The organism is Actinomyces provencensis, assembly GCF_900155435.1.
In the GTDB taxonomy this organism is placed as follows: domain Bacteria; phylum Actinomycetota; class Actinomycetes; order Actinomycetales; family Actinomycetaceae; genus Pauljensenia; species Pauljensenia provencensis.
In genome coordinates this window covers 1652209-1670978 of sequence record NZ_LT700212.1, presented here as the reverse complement: position 1 = coordinate 1670978, position 18770 = coordinate 1652209, and the positions used below count along the sequence as shown (strand labels likewise).

At 67.7% G+C, this 18770-nt stretch carries 18 protein-coding genes; 17 read left to right on the top strand and 1 reads right to left on the bottom strand.

The annotated features are described in order from the left end of the window. Nucleotides 1-732: 732 nt before the first annotated feature. The 7 genes from BQ9890_RS07420 to BQ9890_RS07390 all read left to right on the top strand — a co-directional run bounded on the left by BQ9890_RS07420 (nt 733) and on the right by BQ9890_RS07390 (nt 7685). Nucleotides 733-1338: a TspO/MBR family protein gene (locus BQ9890_RS07420; protein ID WP_143226272.1), complete on the top strand. Its 606-nt coding sequence runs from the start codon at nt 733-735 to the stop codon at nt 1336-1338. Nucleotides 1339-1592: 254 nt separating this feature from the next. Further along, nucleotides 1593-2021, top strand: a complete 429-nt coding sequence (locus BQ9890_RS07415) for a hypothetical protein (protein ID WP_075890491.1) — start codon at nt 1593-1595, stop codon at nt 2019-2021. An 840-nt stretch (nt 2022-2861) separates the two neighbouring features. Beyond that, nucleotides 2862-3644, top strand: a complete 783-nt coding sequence (locus tag BQ9890_RS07410; RefSeq protein WP_230297870.1) for an aconitase X — start codon at nt 2862-2864, stop codon at nt 3642-3644. Nucleotides 3645-3713: 69 nt separating this feature from the next. Continuing rightward, the gene (locus BQ9890_RS07405; RefSeq protein ID WP_078062312.1) at nt 3714-4052 is read left to right on the top strand and encodes an aconitase X swivel domain-containing protein; all 339 of its coding nucleotides are present in this window, start codon (nt 3714-3716) and stop codon (nt 4050-4052) included. 445 nt (nt 4053-4497) lie between these two features. Continuing rightward, nucleotides 4498-5982 (top strand): ABC transporter permease subunit, encoded by a 1485-nt coding sequence (locus BQ9890_RS16290; RefSeq protein ID WP_078062311.1) that lies wholly within the window; start codon nt 4498-4500, stop codon nt 5980-5982. A gap of 3 nt (nt 5983-5985) precedes the next feature. After that, complete coding sequence (locus BQ9890_RS07395) at nt 5986-6777, top strand: ABC transporter ATP-binding protein (protein WP_078062310.1); 792 nt, start codon at nt 5986-5988, stop codon at nt 6775-6777. Between the two features lie 158 nt (nt 6778-6935). Next, on the top strand, nt 6936-7685 hold the full coding sequence (locus tag BQ9890_RS07390) for an IclR family transcriptional regulator (protein WP_075890489.1): 750 nt from the start codon (nt 6936-6938) through the stop codon (nt 7683-7685). Nucleotides 7686-7755: 70 nt separating this feature from the next. Here the strand turns inward: BQ9890_RS07390 and BQ9890_RS07385 are convergent, their stop codons facing one another. After that, nucleotides 7756-8874 (bottom strand): LacI family DNA-binding transcriptional regulator, encoded by a 1119-nt coding sequence (locus BQ9890_RS07385; protein ID WP_078062309.1) that lies wholly within the window; start codon nt 8872-8874, stop codon nt 7756-7758. A 343-nt stretch (nt 8875-9217) separates the two neighbouring features. On the opposite strand from BQ9890_RS07385, the gene BQ9890_RS07380 reads away from it, so the two are divergent. From BQ9890_RS07380 to BQ9890_RS16610, 10 genes are all read left to right on the top strand, one after another. Continuing rightward, nucleotides 9218-10573 (top strand): ABC transporter substrate-binding protein, encoded by a 1356-nt coding sequence (locus BQ9890_RS07380; RefSeq protein WP_078062308.1) that lies wholly within the window; start codon nt 9218-9220, stop codon nt 10571-10573. Nucleotides 10574-10719: 146 nt separating this feature from the next. Further along, a complete protein-coding gene (locus BQ9890_RS07375) occupies nt 10720-11598 on the top strand; it encodes a carbohydrate ABC transporter permease (RefSeq protein WP_075890483.1) in 879 nt (292 codons plus the stop codon). Beyond that, nucleotides 11595-12425: a carbohydrate ABC transporter permease gene (locus BQ9890_RS07370; protein ID WP_075890481.1), complete on the top strand. Its 831-nt coding sequence runs from the start codon at nt 11595-11597 to the stop codon at nt 12423-12425. The genes BQ9890_RS07375 and BQ9890_RS07370 overlap by 4 nt, the downstream gene beginning before the upstream one ends. Nucleotides 12426-12479: 54 nt before the next feature. Further along, nucleotides 12480-14300 (top strand): glycoside hydrolase family 2 protein, encoded by a 1821-nt coding sequence (locus BQ9890_RS07365; protein ID WP_075890479.1) that lies wholly within the window; start codon nt 12480-12482, stop codon nt 14298-14300. 697 nt (nt 14301-14997) lie between these two features. After that, on the top strand, nt 14998-16287 hold the full coding sequence (locus tag BQ9890_RS07360) for a threonine/serine exporter family protein (RefSeq protein ID WP_075892878.1): 1290 nt from the start codon (nt 14998-15000) through the stop codon (nt 16285-16287). A 172-nt stretch (nt 16288-16459) separates the two neighbouring features. Then, entirely contained in the window at nt 16460-16660 is a 201-nt protein-coding gene (locus tag BQ9890_RS07355; protein WP_075890477.1) for a hypothetical protein, read from the top strand. Between the two features lie 281 nt (nt 16661-16941). Continuing rightward, on the top strand, nt 16942-17592 hold the full coding sequence (locus BQ9890_RS07350; protein WP_075890475.1) for an NYN domain-containing protein: 651 nt from the start codon (nt 16942-16944) through the stop codon (nt 17590-17592). Nucleotides 17593-17650: 58 nt separating this feature from the next. Continuing rightward, entirely contained in the window at nt 17651-18055 is a 405-nt protein-coding gene (locus BQ9890_RS15275) for a helix-turn-helix domain-containing protein (protein ID WP_230297869.1), read from the top strand. Nucleotides 18056-18106: 51 nt separating this feature from the next. Beyond that, a complete protein-coding gene (locus BQ9890_RS07340) occupies nt 18107-18403 on the top strand; it encodes a hypothetical protein (RefSeq protein WP_075890471.1) in 297 nt (98 codons plus the stop codon). Nucleotides 18404-18637: 234 nt separating this feature from the next. Beyond that, nucleotides 18638-18760, top strand: coding sequence for a hypothetical protein (locus tag BQ9890_RS16610; protein WP_268258645.1), 123 nt, complete (start codon nt 18638-18640; stop codon nt 18758-18760). Nucleotides 18761-18770: the final 10 nt, after the last annotated feature.

Below are 18770 nucleotides of genomic sequence, written 5' to 3'. Positions count from 1 at the left end.
CGGGGCGGACCGCCGCAGCGACGCGCACGCGCCGCTGCGGCGTCGTGGTGGGACACCGGTGTCGACATACCGGTGCAGCGCCGATGCGTCCGTGGCCGGGCGGTGGTGTCGGGGCGCCGAAGAGTGGACTTCCCACCGAGCGGTGGCCATGAGCCCCCACCGTTCGCTGAGAAGTCCACTTCTCGACGGGAGCCCACGGGTCGACAGGCTTCACGCCTCTGCCTGGAGCAGATCAGTCGACCCCACCCGTCCGCGCCCGGTCCTGCCGGATGCCGGAAGCAAGCAGGACGGGGCCGTGGACCCGTTCTGCGGCGGGTGCCCTCGGATGCTGTGCAGAAATGCACCCAGTTTCCTCAGTCCGTGCACGGCGCCGGAACTGAGGAGCCACGTCGGTGCAGGTCAGGAGGGAGCGCCGGAACACGGGAGCCGTCTCCGCGGTGTCGGCGCCGGGAAACTGGGTGCATTTCTGCACACGATGACGGGAGAGAACTGTCGGGTGGGCGTCCAGGGACCTCCATCGAGCTCGCGCGGGCCGGGAACCGAGCGGTCCCGGCTCTGGGTGCGCTCCCCGTCACCCCACAGGTCAGGTCGACATAGGCTGGGCAGACCTGTCGGGTCCGGGTGGGACTGTCGGGCGCGGGAGACATGGCGGTGTGGGCGGCTTCGACGCTCCCGGGAGGCACGCTGGGCCCGGGCAGACCAGTCAGGCCCGCGCACGGATCGGAGGACCTCATGGACGCTCGCAGCACCACGGACAGTGATGTCGGTACCAACGCCCGCACTGACGGCGACGACACGGAGCAGGATTCCGGTCGCGCATCCCGACACCGCACCGCACGCGGCGTGATCCGAAGTGTCGTGCGCGGTGTGTGGCCCGTGGCCGCAGCGGCCACACTCGGATCGGTCGCGACCGTGACGGGCGTGCGCTCCCGCTGGTACCGCTCCCTCGACCAGCCGGCCATCCAACCCCCACCCCCGGTCTTCCGGTGGGTGTGGTCCGGGCTCTACACCGCAGTCGCCGGAGCCTCCGTGGCCCTCGAACGCCGCGATCCAGGCGCCGGCTTCCACACCGCGCTCCTGCGCAACATGACCCTCAACACGGCCTGGACCTGGGTCTTCTTCCGTGGGCACTCCACCCGCGGCGGCCTCGTCGTGGCTGCCGCGCTGGCCGCGGACTCCGTGTCCCTGGCACGGCGGGCCGCACGCATCTCGCGACCCGCAGGGGCAGCGATCGCCCCCTACGCCGCCTGGACCTGCTTCGCGGTCATCCTCAACGGCGCCGTCATCGCGAAGAACCCGACGGACCGCTCCCCATTGGAGAAGCACTGCGCTCGCTGAACGCGGCGAGCGAGGCGCCCGCGCCCGCCTGCCCTCCACGCCCGCAGCCATCAGGCCGTGCGGCCGGGCAACAGCGGCACCATGGCGCGGCACCGTGGGTCTGCTCCGAGACAGGGCCCGCTCCGCCGAGCGCCGCACCCGGCCCGTGGATAGACTCCCTGTGACCGGCACCACGACGGTCCCGCGACGGGCACCACAGCACCTGTTGGCCGGGAGCCGCTCCAGCGGTGCCACCTCTCGGGAAGGCATCAGGCATGACCACCTCCAGCGCCCTCATACCCACCGACGATGCGCACAGCGCGGCCCAAGCCCTGGCGTCCGGACTGTCGGGTGAGTCCAGCGCCACCTGGGACGAGGATCAGGGCACGGGCTCCATCCGCTTCGGCGAGGGTGGCCCGCAGGCGCGCCTGCTCGTGCGCCCGGAAGGGCTCGAGGTGACGGTGGAGGTCGACGAGGGCGTCCAGGGCGAGGGCGACGAGGGCGAGGCCCGTGAGGCCGAGCTCGAACGGGTGGAGGAACTGGTCGGTACCCAGCTGCCACGGTTCTGGTCCTCGGAGAATCTGGTGGTGTCCTGGGCGCACGAGGACGGCACGCCGGGCTCCAGCCAGGGACCAGCCGATGGTCCGGGCGAGGAGTCCGGTTCCAGGTCAGCACCGGCGGACCCCTCGGACGAGTACAGCTGATCCACTGCTCCCACCCTTCGCGCTGACGGTGTGTGTGGGACCGAGGTCCTGCTCCTGCCACGCTTCTGACCTGTCGTGAGGCGTACCACTCCCACCCTGCTTCTGCATGTTCCTGCGGTCGTTCCTGCGGCCGCCTCCGGGTCCGTGACTGCTCCGGTCCCTGCTCCAGCGCCCGCCGCCTGGTCCGTGTCTGCACCCGTTTCCGGGCCCGTGGCTCCATCCGTCCCCGGGGCCGTGCCTGCACGGGCGCCCACGCACCTGCCCGCGCCCACCTCTGCCGCAGGGCTGCGCACCTCCCTGCAGGCGCACCGCGCCCGCAGCTGACGAGCCCTCGGTGCATCCTGCACGGAGGTGCACCCTGCGCAACCGGTGACCCCAGCATCCGTCCGCTGCCCGAGCCGAGGCCGGGTCCGACGTCCGGGACGAAGCTGGGCTCGAAGCGTGGACCGGAACACGCCCCGACGCGCGGGCCGGCACACCGGCCGATGCCCGAACGATCCGTCGCGCACGGTGGAGGCGACGCCTCCGACCCGCCTCCTACCCGCCCGCAATACCCCTCAGGTTGACCTCCGAAAGCCGCCCCTGGTGCCAGGTCTCCGCCCCTCCCGCCCCGCCCCGGACGAGCGCGGCGCGCCGTCCCTGACCGCCTGCACGGGGCCGGAGAAGGCCTGTCCGCGCCGCACAACCATCCTTGAGCATGACCCGGCACAGATGGCAGCATGAGCCGAACTTGAACAGCCCTTGAGACTGCGATCCATTGTGTGGAAATCTCATTCCACAAGGCGGAAACGACAACTGTTCACGCGGCGGCTCACGCCAGCATGAGGAAGGGCCGGATTCATGATCGAACTGAGGGACGACGAGCAGGCGATGCTCGACGGCCAGTACGGCACGGGCGCCCAGATCGCGATGAAGATCCAGGTCGCCATCGGTGACGCCTACGACGCCCCCCACATGGTGCCCGTCACGCGGACCCACGTGGCCCTGTCCAACCAGGAGGCGGACCTGTGGTTCGCGGAGAAGCTGGTGGCGGGCGGCGCGCACTGCCGGGTGCGCCCCACGGTCAACCCCAGCTTCAACTGGCGCCAGCTGAAGAAGGTGACGACGATCCGCCCGGAGGACGAGGCCATCGTCAAGCGCACCCACCGCGCCTACACCGACATCGGCGCGATCATGACCTACGACTGCACGCCCTACCTGGAGCGCAACGTCCCTCGCTACCGGGAGGTCATCTCCTTCTCGGAGTCCAGCGCCACCCCCTTCGTGAACTCCGTCTACGGCGCGCGCTTCGGCTGCCCCCACCTGACCATCGACCAGAGCACCACGATCGCCGAGATGGTGCGTGGCCGTGACCTGGCGGTGCCGCTGTTCGCGATGACCTCCGCCCTCACCTTCGACCTCGCCCGCGAGATGGGGTACCTGGACCAGATCGAGGCGGCGGGCGGCCACATCTTCTCCAACACCTGCATGGACCAGCCCTGCTGGGAGTTCCTCTACGGCAAGCGCGGGGTGACGGAGTCCCCCAAGTGCGCCTACTACACGAAGAGACGCAACATGGAGTTCGTCATCACCGAACTCGAGAACGCCGTCGCCAGCGCGCTGACGGGGGAGGTCGTGCGATGACCAGCTTCGAGTGCCACAGGATCAGCGAGGGCCGGGCCGAGGGGCGAACTGCTCATCTCCGCCGACGACATGTGCTTCTACCTCGTCAACCCCGAGGACGGCACGGTCATCGAGGAGGGCCACGCCCTCCACGGGGTCTCGATCGCCGGGAAGATCCTCAGCTTCCCCAACGGCAAGGGATCCTCCGTGGTCCAGGCCGACGGCCTCTTCCAGCTCCAGAAGACCGGCCACGCCCCCCGCGCCATGATCATCCGCAACCCGGACACGACGCTGGTGGCCAGCGCCATCATCCTGGAGATCCCCCTGGTCGACCGGCTGGGTGAGGACTTCTACGCCGTCGCCCACGACGGACTGGTGGTCGACGCGGACGCGGACGCCCAACAGGTGACCGTCCAGGAGGAGGGCTGACATGGCCCCCGACGACAGACGAGTCCCAGTCCCTCCGGCCGCACCGCTCCCACCCGAAGGACCGCTCGGACCCGCAGCACCGGCCTCCACCGCTGCGCACGCGCTCCTCGGCCCCACGGCCTCCGGTGCCCCCCGCGTGTGGATCATCGACGAGGAGTGGGGGAGTGTCGACTTCGAGGCCGACCTGGTGCGCCGGGCCCGCCCCGGGACCCAGGTCCTCCACTCCACCTACTCCTACGAGGGTCACCTACTCCTACGAGGGCGACCTCGAGACCTTCGGACGCACCTGCGACATCATCCTGGCGCAGATCTGCGCCCATCTCCCTGCCACGGTCATCGACCAGCACCGGAACTGTCCTGGCATCGCGGTGATGGGGGGGCGGCTTCGACCGGGTCGACGTCTCCGCTGCCGCCGCACCCAACGAATGGAAAGAGTGATCCCATCATGAGTCTCCGACGACGCTCCACCGTCCCACTTGTCTCCGCAGCCCTGCTCGTCTCCTCCTTCGGTCTCTCCGCCTGCGGAGGCGGCGTCGACGCGGACCCCGCCTCGGGCGCGGAGTCGGGTGGCGCCTCGAGTGGCACCTATGACGGAACCGTCACGATCGCCCGCTCCTCGTGGATCGGGTTCCTCCCCCTGGACCTGGCCGTCGAACAGGGCTTCTTCGAGGACCACGGCGTGGACGTGGCCGTGACCTCCTTCGAGTCCAAGGCCGACAGCCGCGCCGCCCTGATCGCGGGCGAGATCCAGGGCATCGCCACCACCATCGACACCCAGGTGATGTCCAAGGCGCAGGGCGTGGACATCACGGTGCCCCTGGTCCTGGACACCTCCTACGGCGGCGACGGCCTGGTGGGCCTGGAGGACATCACCTCCTTCGCCGACCTCAAGGGCCGCACCGTCGCCCTGGACACCACGGGTGGTGCGAGCTTCTTCTGGTTCAACTACGAACTCAAGCAGAACGACATGACCATGGACGATGTCGAGGTCACGTCCATGAGTTCAGGCGACGCCGGCAGCGCCTTCGTCGCGGGCAAGGTCGATGCGGCCATGACCTGGGAGCCGTGGCTGAGCAAGGCCAAGGAGACGGACTTCGGTCACGTCATCCTCGACTCCAAGGACGTCCCCGGCGTCATCCTGGACACCCTGGGCCTCTCCAGCGACTTCGTCGCCTCGACCCGGGCGGGTCTGGTCGTGTCGGTGACCTCCTTCGCGATCCTCCTGGCGGGGTGGTGGTTCATCACCGCCCGCGAACTGGTCAACCCCATGTTCGTGCCCACCCCTGCGGAGACGGCGCACGCGGCGGTGGACATGTTCCGACGCGGCTTCGTCGAGGACATCTGGGCGACCGTCTACCGCGTCATGGCGGGCTTCCTCATCGCCACCGCCGTCGCGCTGCCCCTGGGGATCTTCGTGGGCACCTACGCCCCCGTCTCCTCCTTCGTGCAGCCGATGTTCTCCTTCATCCGCTACATGCCGGCCTCGGCCTTCATCCCGCTGTTCATCTTCTGGATCGGGATCGGCGAGGAGGAGAAGATCGCGATCATCATCCTGGGCAGCCTGCCGCAGCTGGTGCTCATGATCGCCAACAACATCAGGTCCGTCACCCTGCCCCTCATCGAGGCCTCCTACACGCTGGGCACCAACCAGGCGAATGTGCTGTGGAAGATCATCCTGCCGCGCGCCTGGCCCGACATCGTGGACACCCTGCGCATCGTGCTGGGCTGGGCGTGGACCTACGTGATCGTCGCCGAGATCGTCGGGGCCAGCTCCGGCATCGGCTACACGATCCTCCAGTCCCAGCGGTCCGTGGCCGTGGACCAGATCTTCGTCTCCATCCTCACCCTGGGCCTCATCGGGCTCGTCGTCGACTACGCCCTGATCTTCCTCAACCGGATGCTCTTCCCCTGGAACGAACGGAGGCACTGACCCATGCCTGTCACCACCGAGTCGGAGATGGTCGTCACCCACCTCTCCAAGACCTTCGAGACCAAGAGGGGTGTGGTGCACGCACTGGACTCCATCGACCTGACGGTCCACCCCCAGGAGTTCATCTCCCTGCTGGGCACGTCCGGGTGCGGGAAGTCCACACTGCTGCGCATCATGGCCGGCCTGGAGGAGCCCACAGCCGGGTCGGTGTCCTTCGACGGACAGCGCGTGCGGGGGCCGGGCCGGGACCGCGGCATGGTCTTCCAGTCCTACACGCTCTTCCCGTGGCTGAGCGTCATCGACAACATCGCCTTCGGACTGAGGGAGCAGGGGATGGGCCGCAAGGCCCGCCGCGAGATCGCCCAGCAGTACACGGAGCTGGTGGGCCTGCAGGGCTTCGAGCACCAGTACACGACCACCCTGTCGGGAGGCATGCAGCAGCGCGTCGCCCTGGCGCGCGCACTGGCGAACGAACCCAAGGCACTGCTCCTGGACGAGCCCTTCGGCGCCCTGGACATGCTCACGCGCGAGACCACGCAGGAGCTGCTGCTGGACATCTGGCAGCGCACCCCGAAGACCGTCGTCATGGTCACCCACGACGTGGACGAGGCGATCCTGCTGGCCAACCGCGTGGTCGTCATGTCCGCCCGCCCCGGGCGCATCAAGGAGATCATCGACATCGACCTGGGGCCCGAGCGGAGCAGCGAGGTGCGCCTCAGTGAGGAGTTCATCGAGTACAAGCGCCGCGCGACCGCCCTGCTGAGGTCGAACGACCCGGTCCCCGTCCCGGCGTGAGGGACCTGCCGGGCAGCCCCGCAGGGCCGCCCTTTCCCAGTTGCTAGGCTGACCGGGCAGCGGCACCGGGGCCGGCCACGACGGCCGGGACGCCGGCGACCGACCTGGAGGCCCCCGGCGTCCTGCGCGGGACGACCAATGGCGAACGGAGACGCACCATGGCGGAACAATCCACCCGGACCGTGGACCGCGCGCTGGACCTGCTGACAGCGGTGTGCGACGGGCACGGGCTGCTGCTCTCGGACTGCGCGCGACAGGTCGGCCTGGCACCCAGCACCGCGTTCCGGTTGCTGCAGTCCCTCACCGCCAAGGGGTTCATCACCCGCGACCAGGCGGGTGCGTACCGCCCGGGGCCCATCATGATGCGCCTGGGGGCTGCCAGCCTGAGCCAGGACAACCTGGTGTGGGTGTCCAGGCGCTGGATGCGCTCGGTCGTGGAGAGCACGGGGGAGTCGGTGTACCTCGCCATCGAGGACCCCACGGGTTTCGCCCTCTACATCCAGGTCATCGAGGGCACGCACTCGGTGCGCCACGCCAACTGGGTGGGGCGCACGGTCCCCCTGGCGCGCTCGGCCGTGGGACGCGCACTCTCCGGTGACGTCCCGCCGGGGTCCTTCGTGGTGGAGGAGGCCGGCGTGGAACCCGATGTCACCGCCATCGCGTCACCGATCAGCACCAATGGTCACGTGATCGCCGCCCTCAACCTGGTGGTGCCCAGCTACCGCGTGAAGAACGGGACCACCCAGCGCTACGGTGCGGCGCTCGCGGAGTCCGCGGCCGCGATCAGCGCAGCCCTGTCCGAGGTGGGAGCCGATGCGGAGACACCGGAGGCAGGGGAGGACTCACCGGGGGCCGCAGCGCCGGAGCCCACATCCGCGGACTCCGAGTTGGCGGCCGCGACGAACTGAGGCCGCGGGTTCACCACTGCCGCAGGGGGTGTCGGGGTTCCGTCGTGTGGGCGCGGTCCTGTGGCGGGAGTCATTCGGCGTACGAGGGCGGCTCCGCCTGGCGCTCGGGGTGGGGTCGCACTTCCGGCTGGCCGTCGCCCGTCCTCCCGGAGTGGGGTGCTGTCCCGGGGGACTGCAGCGACGCAGAGCTCTCCCGCACCACCAGCTGGTACGGGGCCCACAGGGTCTCGGGCGTGAGTTCCTCCCCTCCGAGGCGCCTCTTGAGGCGGTCGATGGTGGTCTCCGCGATCCAGGACTTGTCGGGTCGGATGCTTGAGATGCTGGGCGTGCTGAACCGTACGTCCTCGACGTCGTCGAAACCCACCACTGCGACATCCTCCGGGACGCGCACCCCGTGTTCGTGGAGTGCTCGGAGTGCGCCGAGCGCCAAGGGGTCGGCGAGGCAGAAGACAGCGTCAGGAGTCTCGCCGCGCTCGAGGATCTCCGTCATCACCCGGTGGCCGTCCGTCCTGGTGAAACTCGCGGCGGGGACGATCAAGAGGTCCTCCTCGGGAATGCGGGACTCCACGAGCCCAGCCCGGAAGCCGTCCAGACGGAGGACACGGGTGCCCTTGGCCTCGTGTCCCATGTCTGCGGCTGCGGCACCGAAGGCCGCGAACGTCCTGCGCCCCGAGGCGGCGAGGTGGATCCCCACCTCCCGGCTGGCGGCGAAGCTGTCGACGGCGACCCGGTCGAAGCCGGGGTAGTCGTCCTCCCCCAGGAACACCACGGGCACGTCGCGGGGCAACAGGTCCATGTCCCTGGGACGGATCCCCAGCGGGCTGAGGATCAGTGCGTCGAAGAGAGCCCCGCTGCGGGCACGTTGCACCCAGGACAGCTCGCGGTCCCGGTCCCCGTCGGTCTGGTCGATGACGACGGTGAGACCGTGGAGCTCGCCCTCCTGGACCAGGGCTCTCGTGATCTCGGCGAAGTAGGGGTTGTCCAACTGGGGGAGCATGAGTCCCACGACGCCGGACCTGCCCGTCTTGAGGCTGCGGGCGAGCTCATTGGGACGGTAGGAGAGCTCGTCAATGGCCCTGAGCACGCGCGCGCGGGTCTCCGGGGCGACGTGGACGAACTCATTGACCACGTTCGAGACCGTCCGCACGGACACGCCTGCGGCAGCCGCGACTTCTTTCCTCGTTGCCACGGGTCTCCTTCCTGTGCACTCACACGGGACGAGCTGTGCTGATCCGTGCAGATTGGTTCTGACGCTAGTCGAGTCCGGATGCGTTGCGACCCGATCGGTGCGCGCAGGCGAGGTCGGGTGTCGCCCGACCCGCTCCCGTCGTTCCGACGTGGAGGTCACGATCTCATAACTATGTCTCCCATCACGTTTGCCTCGATGCAAGTGAGACCTAGAGTAGTCCCAGACGGGGGTTGCATCGAGGCAAACCCGTTGACCGGTCCCTCGGTCACCGATGGACCGATACCCACACCGACGTGGTCGAGGCAGGACGTCTGACGTCCCTGCCTCCGGAATGGAGGATGCAATGAGGAGGGGACTCACCGGAATTGGTGCCCTGTCGGCAGCGGCAGCCCTGGTGCTCGCCGGTTGCGCGGGCTCAGGTGGCACCAGCCAGTCATCCGGCGCAGGAGCCGACGGGGCCCAGAGCGCTGCAGTCAACGAGGACGGAACCGTCAACAACCCCGAAGCAGTCGACGTCGATCCGAACAAGCTGGTGTTCTGGTCGCTCTTCTCCGGCGGGGACGGCGAGTTCATGGACCAGATCATCGATGAGTACAACGCCACCAACCCACCCAAGCAGGTCCAGTCGGTCATGCTCGTGTGGGCCGACTACTACACGAAGCTCCAGACCGCGGTCGCCGCGGGACGGGGTCCGGACATCGGCGTCTCCCACATCTCGAAGCTGCCCGAACTGGTGGCCAAGGGCGTCGTCCAGCCCATCGACGACTACACGGCGGGTGCAGGGACCGACTGGAGTGCCTTCCCGGACAACTCCCTCTCCGGCGTCACCTTCGACGACCAGCACTACGCCATCCCTCTCGACACCCATGCCGAGATCATGTACTCCAACCTCGACATCCTCTCCGAGGCGGGGGTCCCGGTGGACGCGGACGGACAGGTCAGCATCTCCAATGTCGACGAGTTCAAGTCCGTCCTGGACAAGATCAAGGCATCCGCCGGATCGGACGTGTCCCCGCTGGCGCTGCCCCAGAACGGTGACGACCCGTACCGCGTCTGGTGGGCGACCTACTTCCAGATGGGTGGCACGCCGATCATCTCCGATGACGGAGAGACCATCACACTGGACCAGGCCACGGCGGTCAAGGCCGCGGAGTTCGTCAACAGCCTCTACAAGGACGGCTACATCCTCCCGGGAATCGCCGATCACCAGAAGCTCTTCCAGGAGGGCAAGGGCGGTCTGGAGTTCGGGGGCACGTGGGCCGTGGGCGCCTTCGAGCAGACGGACGCACTGAACTTCTCCGCCCAGACATTCCCGAGCCTGTTCAACGGGAGCGACGCGACGTGGGCGGACTCCCACGTCCTGACGATCCCGACGAACCCGAAGCGCTCCGACGAGGACACGCAGGCCGCAGTCGACTTCATCAACTTCGTGGCCTCGAAGGGCGCGACCATCTGGGCCAAGTCCGGCCAGATCCCCGCCAACAGTGCGGTGACGTCGGACCCGGCGTTCGCCGAGCTGCCGTTCCGCAGCAACTACCTGTCCGCCAAGGAGACGGCAGTCCTGCCTCCCCAGACCGAGTACTTCTACGGTCTGAAGTCCGTCATGATCGAGAACCTGGACGCCATCTGGTCAGGACAGTCCGATGAGAGTTCCGCGATCGAGAACATGATCTCCGAGATGGAGGCCGAGATCGGCTAGGACGGTCGACCTCGCGGTCGCAGTGTGCCGTGGGGCGGGGCGGAGGCCCCGGAGGCCCGGGTGGATCCGGACCCCTGCCCCGTCCCACGGCTGCGGACCGTGATCAGTCACGTGCTGGTACCGGATTCTCAGAGGGGAGAAGCAGGATGCAACCGAGGAAGAGATTCGCTGCCGCGTTGCTCTTCATGTCACCGTTCCTGGTGCTGTACTCAGTCTTCACGATCTGGCCGGTGTTCCAGGGGTTCTGGATCAGCCTGTGGAAATGGGGCCTGATGGGACCCCAGGAGTTCGTGGGGTTCGACAACTACACCCGGGCATTCGGTGACAAGTACTTCTGGGGAGCGATGGAGAACACGGTGACCTTCACCGCGATCACGGTTCCCCTGCTGATGTTCACGGCGGTCGTGTTCGCCCTCCTGGCGAACCGGCCGACGAAGGTCAGGAAGTTCGCGCGCTCAGCCTTCTACATTCCCAGCGTGCTGTCCGTCTCCGTCGTCTCCTTCATCGCCATCTTCCTGGCCGAGCCCCACGTGGGGTTCATCAACAATCTGCTGCACGACCTGCACCTGATCCCCGCCGACATGGAACCCCAGTGGCTCCTGGGCCACCCCCTGAACTGGGTGACCCTGACCTTCACCACCGTGTGGTGGACGGTCGGTTTCAGCATGTTGCTGTACCTGGCCGCGCTCCAGGAGATCCCCGACGAGCTCTACGAGGCGGCCGAGATCGACGGGGCGAGCAAGACCCAGCAACTCTTCCGGATCACCCTGCCCCTGCTCTCGGGGACCCATTGGTTGGTTCTCCTCCTGCAGCTCCTGGCGTGCTTCAAGGTCTTCGGCCAGACGCAACTGATCACACAGGGCGGTCCCGGGAACGCCACCCGCTCGATCGTCCAGTACGTCTACGAACAGGGGTTCGTCAAGGACAACCTGGGCTACGCCTCGGCCATGTCCTTCGCACTGTTCTTCGTCCTCCTGGTCGTCTCGCTGGTCCAGGTGGGTCTGCAGAGAAGGAGTGAGCGATGACGAAACGACGCACCACGGTGGGTTCCAAGGCACTCACCGTCATCACCGTCATTGCCGGACTGGTGTTCCTGATCCCGGTCTTCTGGTCACTGGCCGTCTCCCTGAAGCATGAGGGGATGCGGATCGGCGACACCATCAACTGGTTCCTGCCTCCCTACACGCTCGAGAACTACCCGCGTGTGCTCGTGGGCTCCGATGTCGCGATCTGGGTGCAGAACAGCTTCGTCGTCGCCATCATCTCCACCGTGGCCACACTGATCGTGACCCCACTGGCCGCGTTCGCCATTGCGAAGATCGTCTTCCGGGGGAAGAACATCTTCTACATCTACTTCCTCCTGGGAATGATGATCCCGGTGGAGGCGATGATCGTCCCCCTGTTCGTCACCACCAACAAGTTGGGCCTGGTCGACACCTATGCCGGGCTGATCCTCCCCGGGATCGCGGCCTCGATGAACCTGATCATCATGATCTCCTACATGCGCCAGATCCCGGACGAACTGATGGACGCCGCCCGCATCGACGGTGCCGGCTACTGGAAGAGCTTCTGGAACATCGTCCTGCCGCTGTCCAAGACCATCATGGTCACCATCGGGATCTTCGCCTTCACGGGCAGCTGGAACAACTACCTGTGGCCGCTCCTGGTGGCCATGAACAGCAACATGTTCACCCTGCCGATCGGCATCCCGACGTTCGCCGGGACCTACACGGTCGACCGTGTCCTGCCGATGACGGCCAACATGGTGGCCTCGCTGCCGATGATCATCCTGTTCCTGCTCCTGGAGCGCTACATCGTCAAGGGAGTCGCAATGACAGGGATCAAGGGATGAGCGATCCCACCACCACAACCACCGACGTGACCCGCACAGTGAGGAAGGACCAGCGTGACTGAGAACCCGAAGCCTGAATACCCCAGGCCGCAGCTCTCCCGAAGGGAATGGCTCAACCTGAACGGCGTGTGGGAGTTCGAGATCGACCAGGGCGACTCGGGCATCGATCGCAACCTGGTCGAAGCCCCCTACTCCCGGGAGATCCTGGTCCCCTTCGCGCCGGAGGCCGAGGCGTCCGGGATCGGTGTCACCGACTTCCTCACGGCGGTCTGGTACCGCAGGACCGTTCGCGTGCCCGAGGCGTGGGCCGGTCGCGACGTCCTCCTCCACTTCGGTGCCGTGGACCACGACGCCACGGTGTGGGTCAACGGCACGGAGGTGGCCAGGCACCGCGGCGGTTTCTCCTCCTTCACGGCCGACCTGTCCGGGGTGGTCACGGCGGGGGAGGAGTGCACGGTGGTCGTGCGCGCCCGGGACCCGAGGGGGGTTCCCCAGGCGCGCGGCAAGCAGGCCTCCTGGTTCCACAACTCCGAGTGCTTCTACACGCGCACCACGGGGATCTGGCAGACGGTGTGGATGGAGCCGGTGGCGCCGACACACATCGCGGGCCTCCAGGTCGTCCCCCACGTCGGGGACCCGAGCTTCACCGTCGTCGCCGAACTGGACGGGAGGCGGTCGGGCACCGAGCTCGAGGTCCGTCTGTCCGACGCGCAGGGACAGGTGGCAGTGGCACGCCTCCCCGTCGTGGAGCTGGGGCCGAGTCTCCGTCTGCCGATCCCGGGTGACCGGGTCCGGCTCTGGTCGCCCTCCGACCCGCACCTCTACGACCTCGAGGTGCGACTGCTCGCCGGTGGGGAGGTCATCGACGAGGTCGCCTCCTACGCAGGCCTGCGATCCGTGGCCATCGACGGCAGGCGGTTGCTGCTCAACGGTGAGCCGGTCTTCCAGCGCCTGGTCCTGGACCAGGGGTACTGGCCGGACACCCTGATGACCTCCCCCTCCGACGAGGCCCTGCGCGCCGACATCGAGCTGTCGATGGCAGCCGGGTTCAACGGTGCGCGCCTGCACCAGAAGGTCTTCGAGGAGCGCTTCTACTACCACGCGGACCGGCTCGGGTACCTGGTGTGGGCGGAGTTCCCGGACTGGGGGGCCGCGGGCTTCGGGCCCGTCACCGATCACCAGCAGCCGACGGCCTCCTTCATCACCCAGTGGTGCGAGGTCCTGCGACGCGACCGCAACCATCCCTCGATCGTGGGGTGGTGCCCCCTCAACGAGACCTGGCAGCCGATCACGGACGTGATCACCCAACTCGATGACGTCACCCACGGGATGTACTGGGCTGCCAAGGCTGCCGATCCCACCCGGCCCGTCATCGACGCTTCGGGGTACTCCCATCGTGTGCGTGGGGCGGACGTCTACGACTCCCATGACTACGAGCAGGATCCCGGTCGTTTCCGGCAGAACCACGTCGGTCTGGTCGACGGCACCCCGTTCGTCAACACCCATGCCGGGCGCAGGATCTCGATCGACTACGACGCCCAGCCCTACATGGTCTCCGAGTACGGCGGGATCTGGTGGAACGCGGAGGTCGCTGGCGCACACCCGGATGCCCTCCCGGACGACCCGAACCACGAGGAGTCCTGGGGCTACGGGCAGAAGGTCACATCGGTGGAGGAGTGGTTCGCCAGGTTCGCGGGCCTCACCGACGTTCTCCTGGATGACCCGGACATGTTCGGGTACTGCTACACCCAGCTCACGGACACCTTCCAGGAGCAGAACGGCATCTACACCTTCGACCGGACACCGAAGTTCGACATCGCCAGGATCCGCGAGGTCCAGCAGCGTCGGGCGGCGTTCGAGGACGGGGAGGGCTGAGTTCCCCGCTCCGTCGCACAGTGCCACCCAGCGGCCCCGCCCCCGTCGTCATCGGCGAGGGCGGGGCCCTGGACATGTGACCTGGCGCAGTCTGGTCCCGGGGAGCGTTCAGAGGGGGCGTCGGTCGGGTGCCGTGACGGCGCCGCGCACGTGTGGGAGGTGGACGTCACCGGGCCGACTCCGCCCCCGAGTGGCCCACGCGACACCCCCGGACCCGCCTGCCCCCGACGCTGGTCCCACCACCTCCGGTGCGCCGCGTGCCATCCTTGACCCCGTGACAGACCAGAACCATGCGGATGACCACCGCCCGGACCCCGATCGTGCAGGTGACTCCTTGTCCAGTGGCCCAACCCGCGGAAGCCGCCCCCTCGACAATGACGACCTGACCCCGGACCCGCCCGTGGACCCGGAGCTGGGCCTGGACCCGTCCCTGGACTCGCCCGCCCCCCATTCCCTCGCCGGTGACGGCGGTCTGCCCCCGCAGCCCGCCGACGTCCCCGCCCCCGCGCACCTCGCAGGTGGCGAGGCCGCCCCCGGTCAGGAGGACTCCGGTCTGCCTCCCGAGCCCGCCGAGCAGGACACCGCCCCTGTCGACGCCCCGGACGGTGACAGCGACGCCACCCCGACCCTGCCGGGCGCCACCGCCGGACCCGGGTCACCCCGCCGCCCCGGTGACACCTCGATGACGATGCACCGCATGGTCGCCCACGACCGCCTGGCCCACCAGTCACGCATCGTGTTGCGCCTGGGGCAGATGCTGCTGTCCTGCGGAGCCTCCGCCTTCCGCGTCAAGCACTCCATGGCTAAGCTCGCCCGCGCCGTCGGCATCGAGCAGCACCACGCCCAGGTCACCTACACGGAGATCATCGCCACCGCCTACGCGTCGGGCACCTTCCGCACGGAGCTCGCCGAGCAGCGCGCCATGGGCGTCAACGCCGACAAGATCGACCTGCTCTCCAACTACGTGGACTCCCTCGACGGCCAGCAGGTCCTGGTCGAGGACGTGGACAAGGCCCTGGACAGGATCGAGAAGGTCCCCGCCCTCTACGGCTGGTTGGGCAATGCGCTGGCCTCGGGTGTGGCGTGTGCGGGGTTCTCCTTCCTCAACCACGGCGGCTGGGTGGAGTGCTCGGTCGTGGCGGTCGCCGCCTTCATCGGGCAGTTCCTGCGCCGCCAGATGCTGCACCGCCGCATGAACCACTTCGGGGTGTGGATGGCCTCGGGCGCGCTGGCGGCCACCATCTACATCCTCCTGGTCGGCGCGGCCCAGAACTACATCGGCCTGGAGCCCACCCACCAGGCGGGCTTCATCTCCGCCCTCCTCTTCCTGGTCCCCGGCTTCCCGCTGGTGACCGGCATCATCGACCTGGTCCGCCAGGACTTCCAGGCCGGCATCGCGCGACTGGTGTACGTGTGCATGCTGGTCGTCTCCGCGGGCGTGGCGGTGTGGACCGTGTCCCTGGTGTTCAGCTGGTCGGTGACACCCGAGTACGACTACCACCTCGTGTGGCCGGCCCTGTACGGCCTGCGCGCCGGAGCCTCCTTCATCGCCTCCTACGGCTTCGCGATGCTCTTCAACTCCCCGCACAAGGTGTGTGCCGCGGCCGCCGCCATCGGGGCGGTCATCAACGTCGGGCGCCTCTTCCTGGTCGACCAGGTCCACGTGCCCGTCCAGGCGGCCGTGGGACTGGCCGCCCTCGCCGCAGGTCTGCTGGCCACCGTGGTCGCCCGGCGCACCAAGTTCTCCCGGGTCACCCTGTCCGTGCCGGCCGTGGTCATCATGATCCCCGGCGTGCCCCTGTACCGCTCGCTGGCCTACCTCAACAACGGCCAGACCAATGACGCGCTCGCAGCCCTGTTCACCGTGTTCTTCACGATCATCTCCATCGGTGTGGGCCTGGCGGTGTCCCGCATGGTCACCGACCGCAACTGGCTGATGGAGACGCCCCACGGGGTGCCCTCCCTGGGGGCGTACCCGACGAAGTGAGGTCGGGCGTGGCGCAGGTCCGGTGGCGCATCGACGTTGCTCGGCTGACGGTGCAGTTTGCGGCGGGGGACCCCGGTTGACGAGGGCGGCCGTGAGTCCGTCCTGACCGGGAGCGACCCTTCAGAGCCGGTTCCCGTCGAAGTCCCTTTCGGGTGAGCGACGGCTCTCCGCGGTGGAGTTCGCCCGGATCGCGGACGCGCTGGAGACCTCGCTCTACTGGCTGGTCATGGGGGAGCCCGATCCCATGGAGGTCCGTGTCGCGGCCCGGCACAGCTTTGACAGGAATGGCCGATGCTATCGAGTCGAAGGCATCGATGCTGACAGACAGACGTTGCAGGACATTGCGGTCCTGTACCAGCAGGCCTACCAGTGAGCGGACGGCGTCCACTCACAGGGCTGAGTGCGGCCGAGGTCCGGACAATCCTGGGAGGTGCTCGCAGCACTCTTCCCGATGACTTGGCCGATCGGGTCCCGGATCGGTGTTGCGACCACCCCCTGAATCCAAGCTTCAGCGTAAGGGCCCTTCGCGGATAGTACAGATGGTGCGCGACGTGGCATGTGCTTGCATGGGGTGCGTTCGAGTGCTATGTTCACTCCATAGCTCCCCGCCGTCCTTCGGGACTGGCGGGGTTTACTTTTCTCCGGAGGACCTCAATGACGAGGCGAATGGCCGTGGTCATCGACTACCAGAACGTCCACCTCACGGGTGCAGGCTTGTTCCTGCCCGGTCGCCCAATCGAGGAAGGTCTCATCGAGCCCTACCGGTTCGCCTGCCAACTTGCTCTCGCACGCAATGCGAAGTCTGAGCCCGAGCATCAGGTCGAGGTCTCGCGGGTTGAGGTGTTCCGCGGGCTGCCGATCCAAGAGGACGACCCCGAGGCCTACCGCCGCAACCAGGAGCAGCGTTCGAGTTGGCTGCGCGGGCATCACGGGGTGGTCGATGTGACTCTGCGCCCCCTGAAGTACTCATGGGACTACATCGATGGGCGACGCATGCCCGTTCGTAGCACGCGACGAGAGAAGGGCGTCGACGTGCTTTGCGCGCTCGCCCTCATGCGATTGGCCCGCTCCAAGCAGTATGACGTGGTTGTTCTGGCTTCGCGGGATACTGACCTCGCCCCGGCCCTCGACGAGGCTGCGAGACTGCGCATGGCGAAGATCGAAGCGGCAAAGTGGTTCGACCGGTCCGACAACCGTACCAAGGGCAACATCCAGACCCAGGAACGGATCTGGACAACATCGATGGATCGGGATCACCACATGCGAAGCCTCGACGAACGTGACTATGGCGGTCAGCCCCGGTGAGCTGAGCGCCGGTCATGGGTTTGGGAGTCCCGCGACGCCTGATCGTGGTGGAGGAACCGTGTCATTCGGGTGTGCGAGCTCTCCACCTGTAGGCGGCGCAGGAACAGCTCTGGAACTGGATGAGAACACCGGGGTGGTGCCGCTCAGGCGGGTCGTCGCCGAGCGGGCGGGCGTGTCGGTGCCGACGGTGTATCTGATCGCGAAGCGGTTCGCTGAGTCCGGTGGGGACGTTGACGAGACGATCGGCCGCCGTGAGCGGGCCACGCCGCCGGTCCCGGCGAAGGTGACCGGCGATGTCGAGGCTCGGGTGATCGCATTGGCGTGTACCAAGCCTCCGGCAGGGTTCGACCGGTGGTCGCTGCGCCTGTTGGAGAAGCACGTGGCTCTCACCGATGGGTTGCCGCCGCTGGATCACTCCACGGTCGGCCGGACCCTGAAGAAAGGGGGCTTCGTCCTCACTTGAAGAAGTTGCTGGACGATTCCCCCGCATCCCACCGGCGAGTTCGTCGCGCAGATGGAGAACGTCCTGGAGGTCTACTACCGCCCCTACGATCCGAAGGTGCCGGTGATCTGCATGGACGAGAAGCCTTACCAGCTGCTCGGCCACGCCCGCGACCCGATCCCCGCCTCCCCGGGACAGGGTCCCAAGGAGGACTCCGAGTACGTCCGGCACGGGACTGCTCGATCTTCGTCTGGGCCGAGCCCCTCGCTGGCCGTCGTCATGTCGACGCCCGGCCGCGGCGGACCCGCATCGACGACCTCGACATCCTCAACGCTGAGCTCGAGCCTGGCAGCGCGCAACCAACGATGATCAGCGGCAAGTCCACTGGCAGTTCACCACGAGCGACGCCCGCATCAAACTCCGACACCTGTACCCAGATACTTGGGCACGACAGGCTACCAGGATGGTTGACGAAGTCCCCGGCGAACGCCTCTGTCGAACTTGAGTCGGCATGCAGCCGGGGTTTTCTCATTGCCTTCGGGGCCGGTCTCTGCCGATCGCCATGTCGATCAGGTCGAGCACTCACCTGCGGCCCTGTTCACCGTGTTCTTCACGACCATCTCCATCGGTGTGGGCCTGGCGGTCTCGCGCATGGTGACCGACCGCAACTGGCTGATGGAGACGCCGCACGGGGTGCCCTCCCCGGGGACCTGCCCGACGAAGTGAGGCCCGCACC

Excerpts from the sequence above, each read along its gene's own strand:
- BQ9890_RS07420 (WP_143226272.1), top strand. The coding sequence starts at position 733 with ATGGACGCTCGCAGCACCACGGACAGTGATGTCGGTACCAACGCCCGC.
- BQ9890_RS07415 (WP_075890491.1), top strand. The coding sequence starts at position 1,593 with ATGACCACCTCCAGCGCCCTCATACCCACCGACGATGCGCACAGCGCG.
- BQ9890_RS07410 (WP_230297870.1), top strand. The coding sequence starts at position 2,862 with ATGATCGAACTGAGGGACGACGAGCAGGCGATGCTCGACGGCCAGTAC.
- BQ9890_RS07405 (WP_078062312.1), top strand. The coding sequence starts at position 3,714 with ATGTGCTTCTACCTCGTCAACCCCGAGGACGGCACGGTCATCGAGGAG.
- BQ9890_RS16290 (WP_078062311.1), top strand. The coding sequence starts at position 4,498 with ATGAGTCTCCGACGACGCTCCACCGTCCCACTTGTCTCCGCAGCCCTG.
- BQ9890_RS07395 (WP_078062310.1), top strand. The coding sequence starts at position 5,986 with ATGCCTGTCACCACCGAGTCGGAGATGGTCGTCACCCACCTCTCCAAG.
- BQ9890_RS07390 (WP_075890489.1), top strand. The coding sequence starts at position 6,936 with ATGGCGGAACAATCCACCCGGACCGTGGACCGCGCGCTGGACCTGCTG.
- BQ9890_RS07380 (WP_078062308.1), top strand. The coding sequence starts at position 9,218 with ATGAGGAGGGGACTCACCGGAATTGGTGCCCTGTCGGCAGCGGCAGCC.
- BQ9890_RS07375 (WP_075890483.1), top strand. The coding sequence starts at position 10,720 with ATGCAACCGAGGAAGAGATTCGCTGCCGCGTTGCTCTTCATGTCACCG.
- BQ9890_RS07370 (WP_075890481.1), top strand. The coding sequence starts at position 11,595 with ATGACGAAACGACGCACCACGGTGGGTTCCAAGGCACTCACCGTCATC.
- BQ9890_RS07360 (WP_075892878.1), top strand. The coding sequence starts at position 14,998 with ATGGTCGCCCACGACCGCCTGGCCCACCAGTCACGCATCGTGTTGCGC.
- BQ9890_RS07350 (WP_075890475.1), top strand. The coding sequence starts at position 16,942 with ATGACGAGGCGAATGGCCGTGGTCATCGACTACCAGAACGTCCACCTC.
- BQ9890_RS07340 (WP_075890471.1), top strand. The coding sequence starts at position 18,107 with ATGGAGAACGTCCTGGAGGTCTACTACCGCCCCTACGATCCGAAGGTG.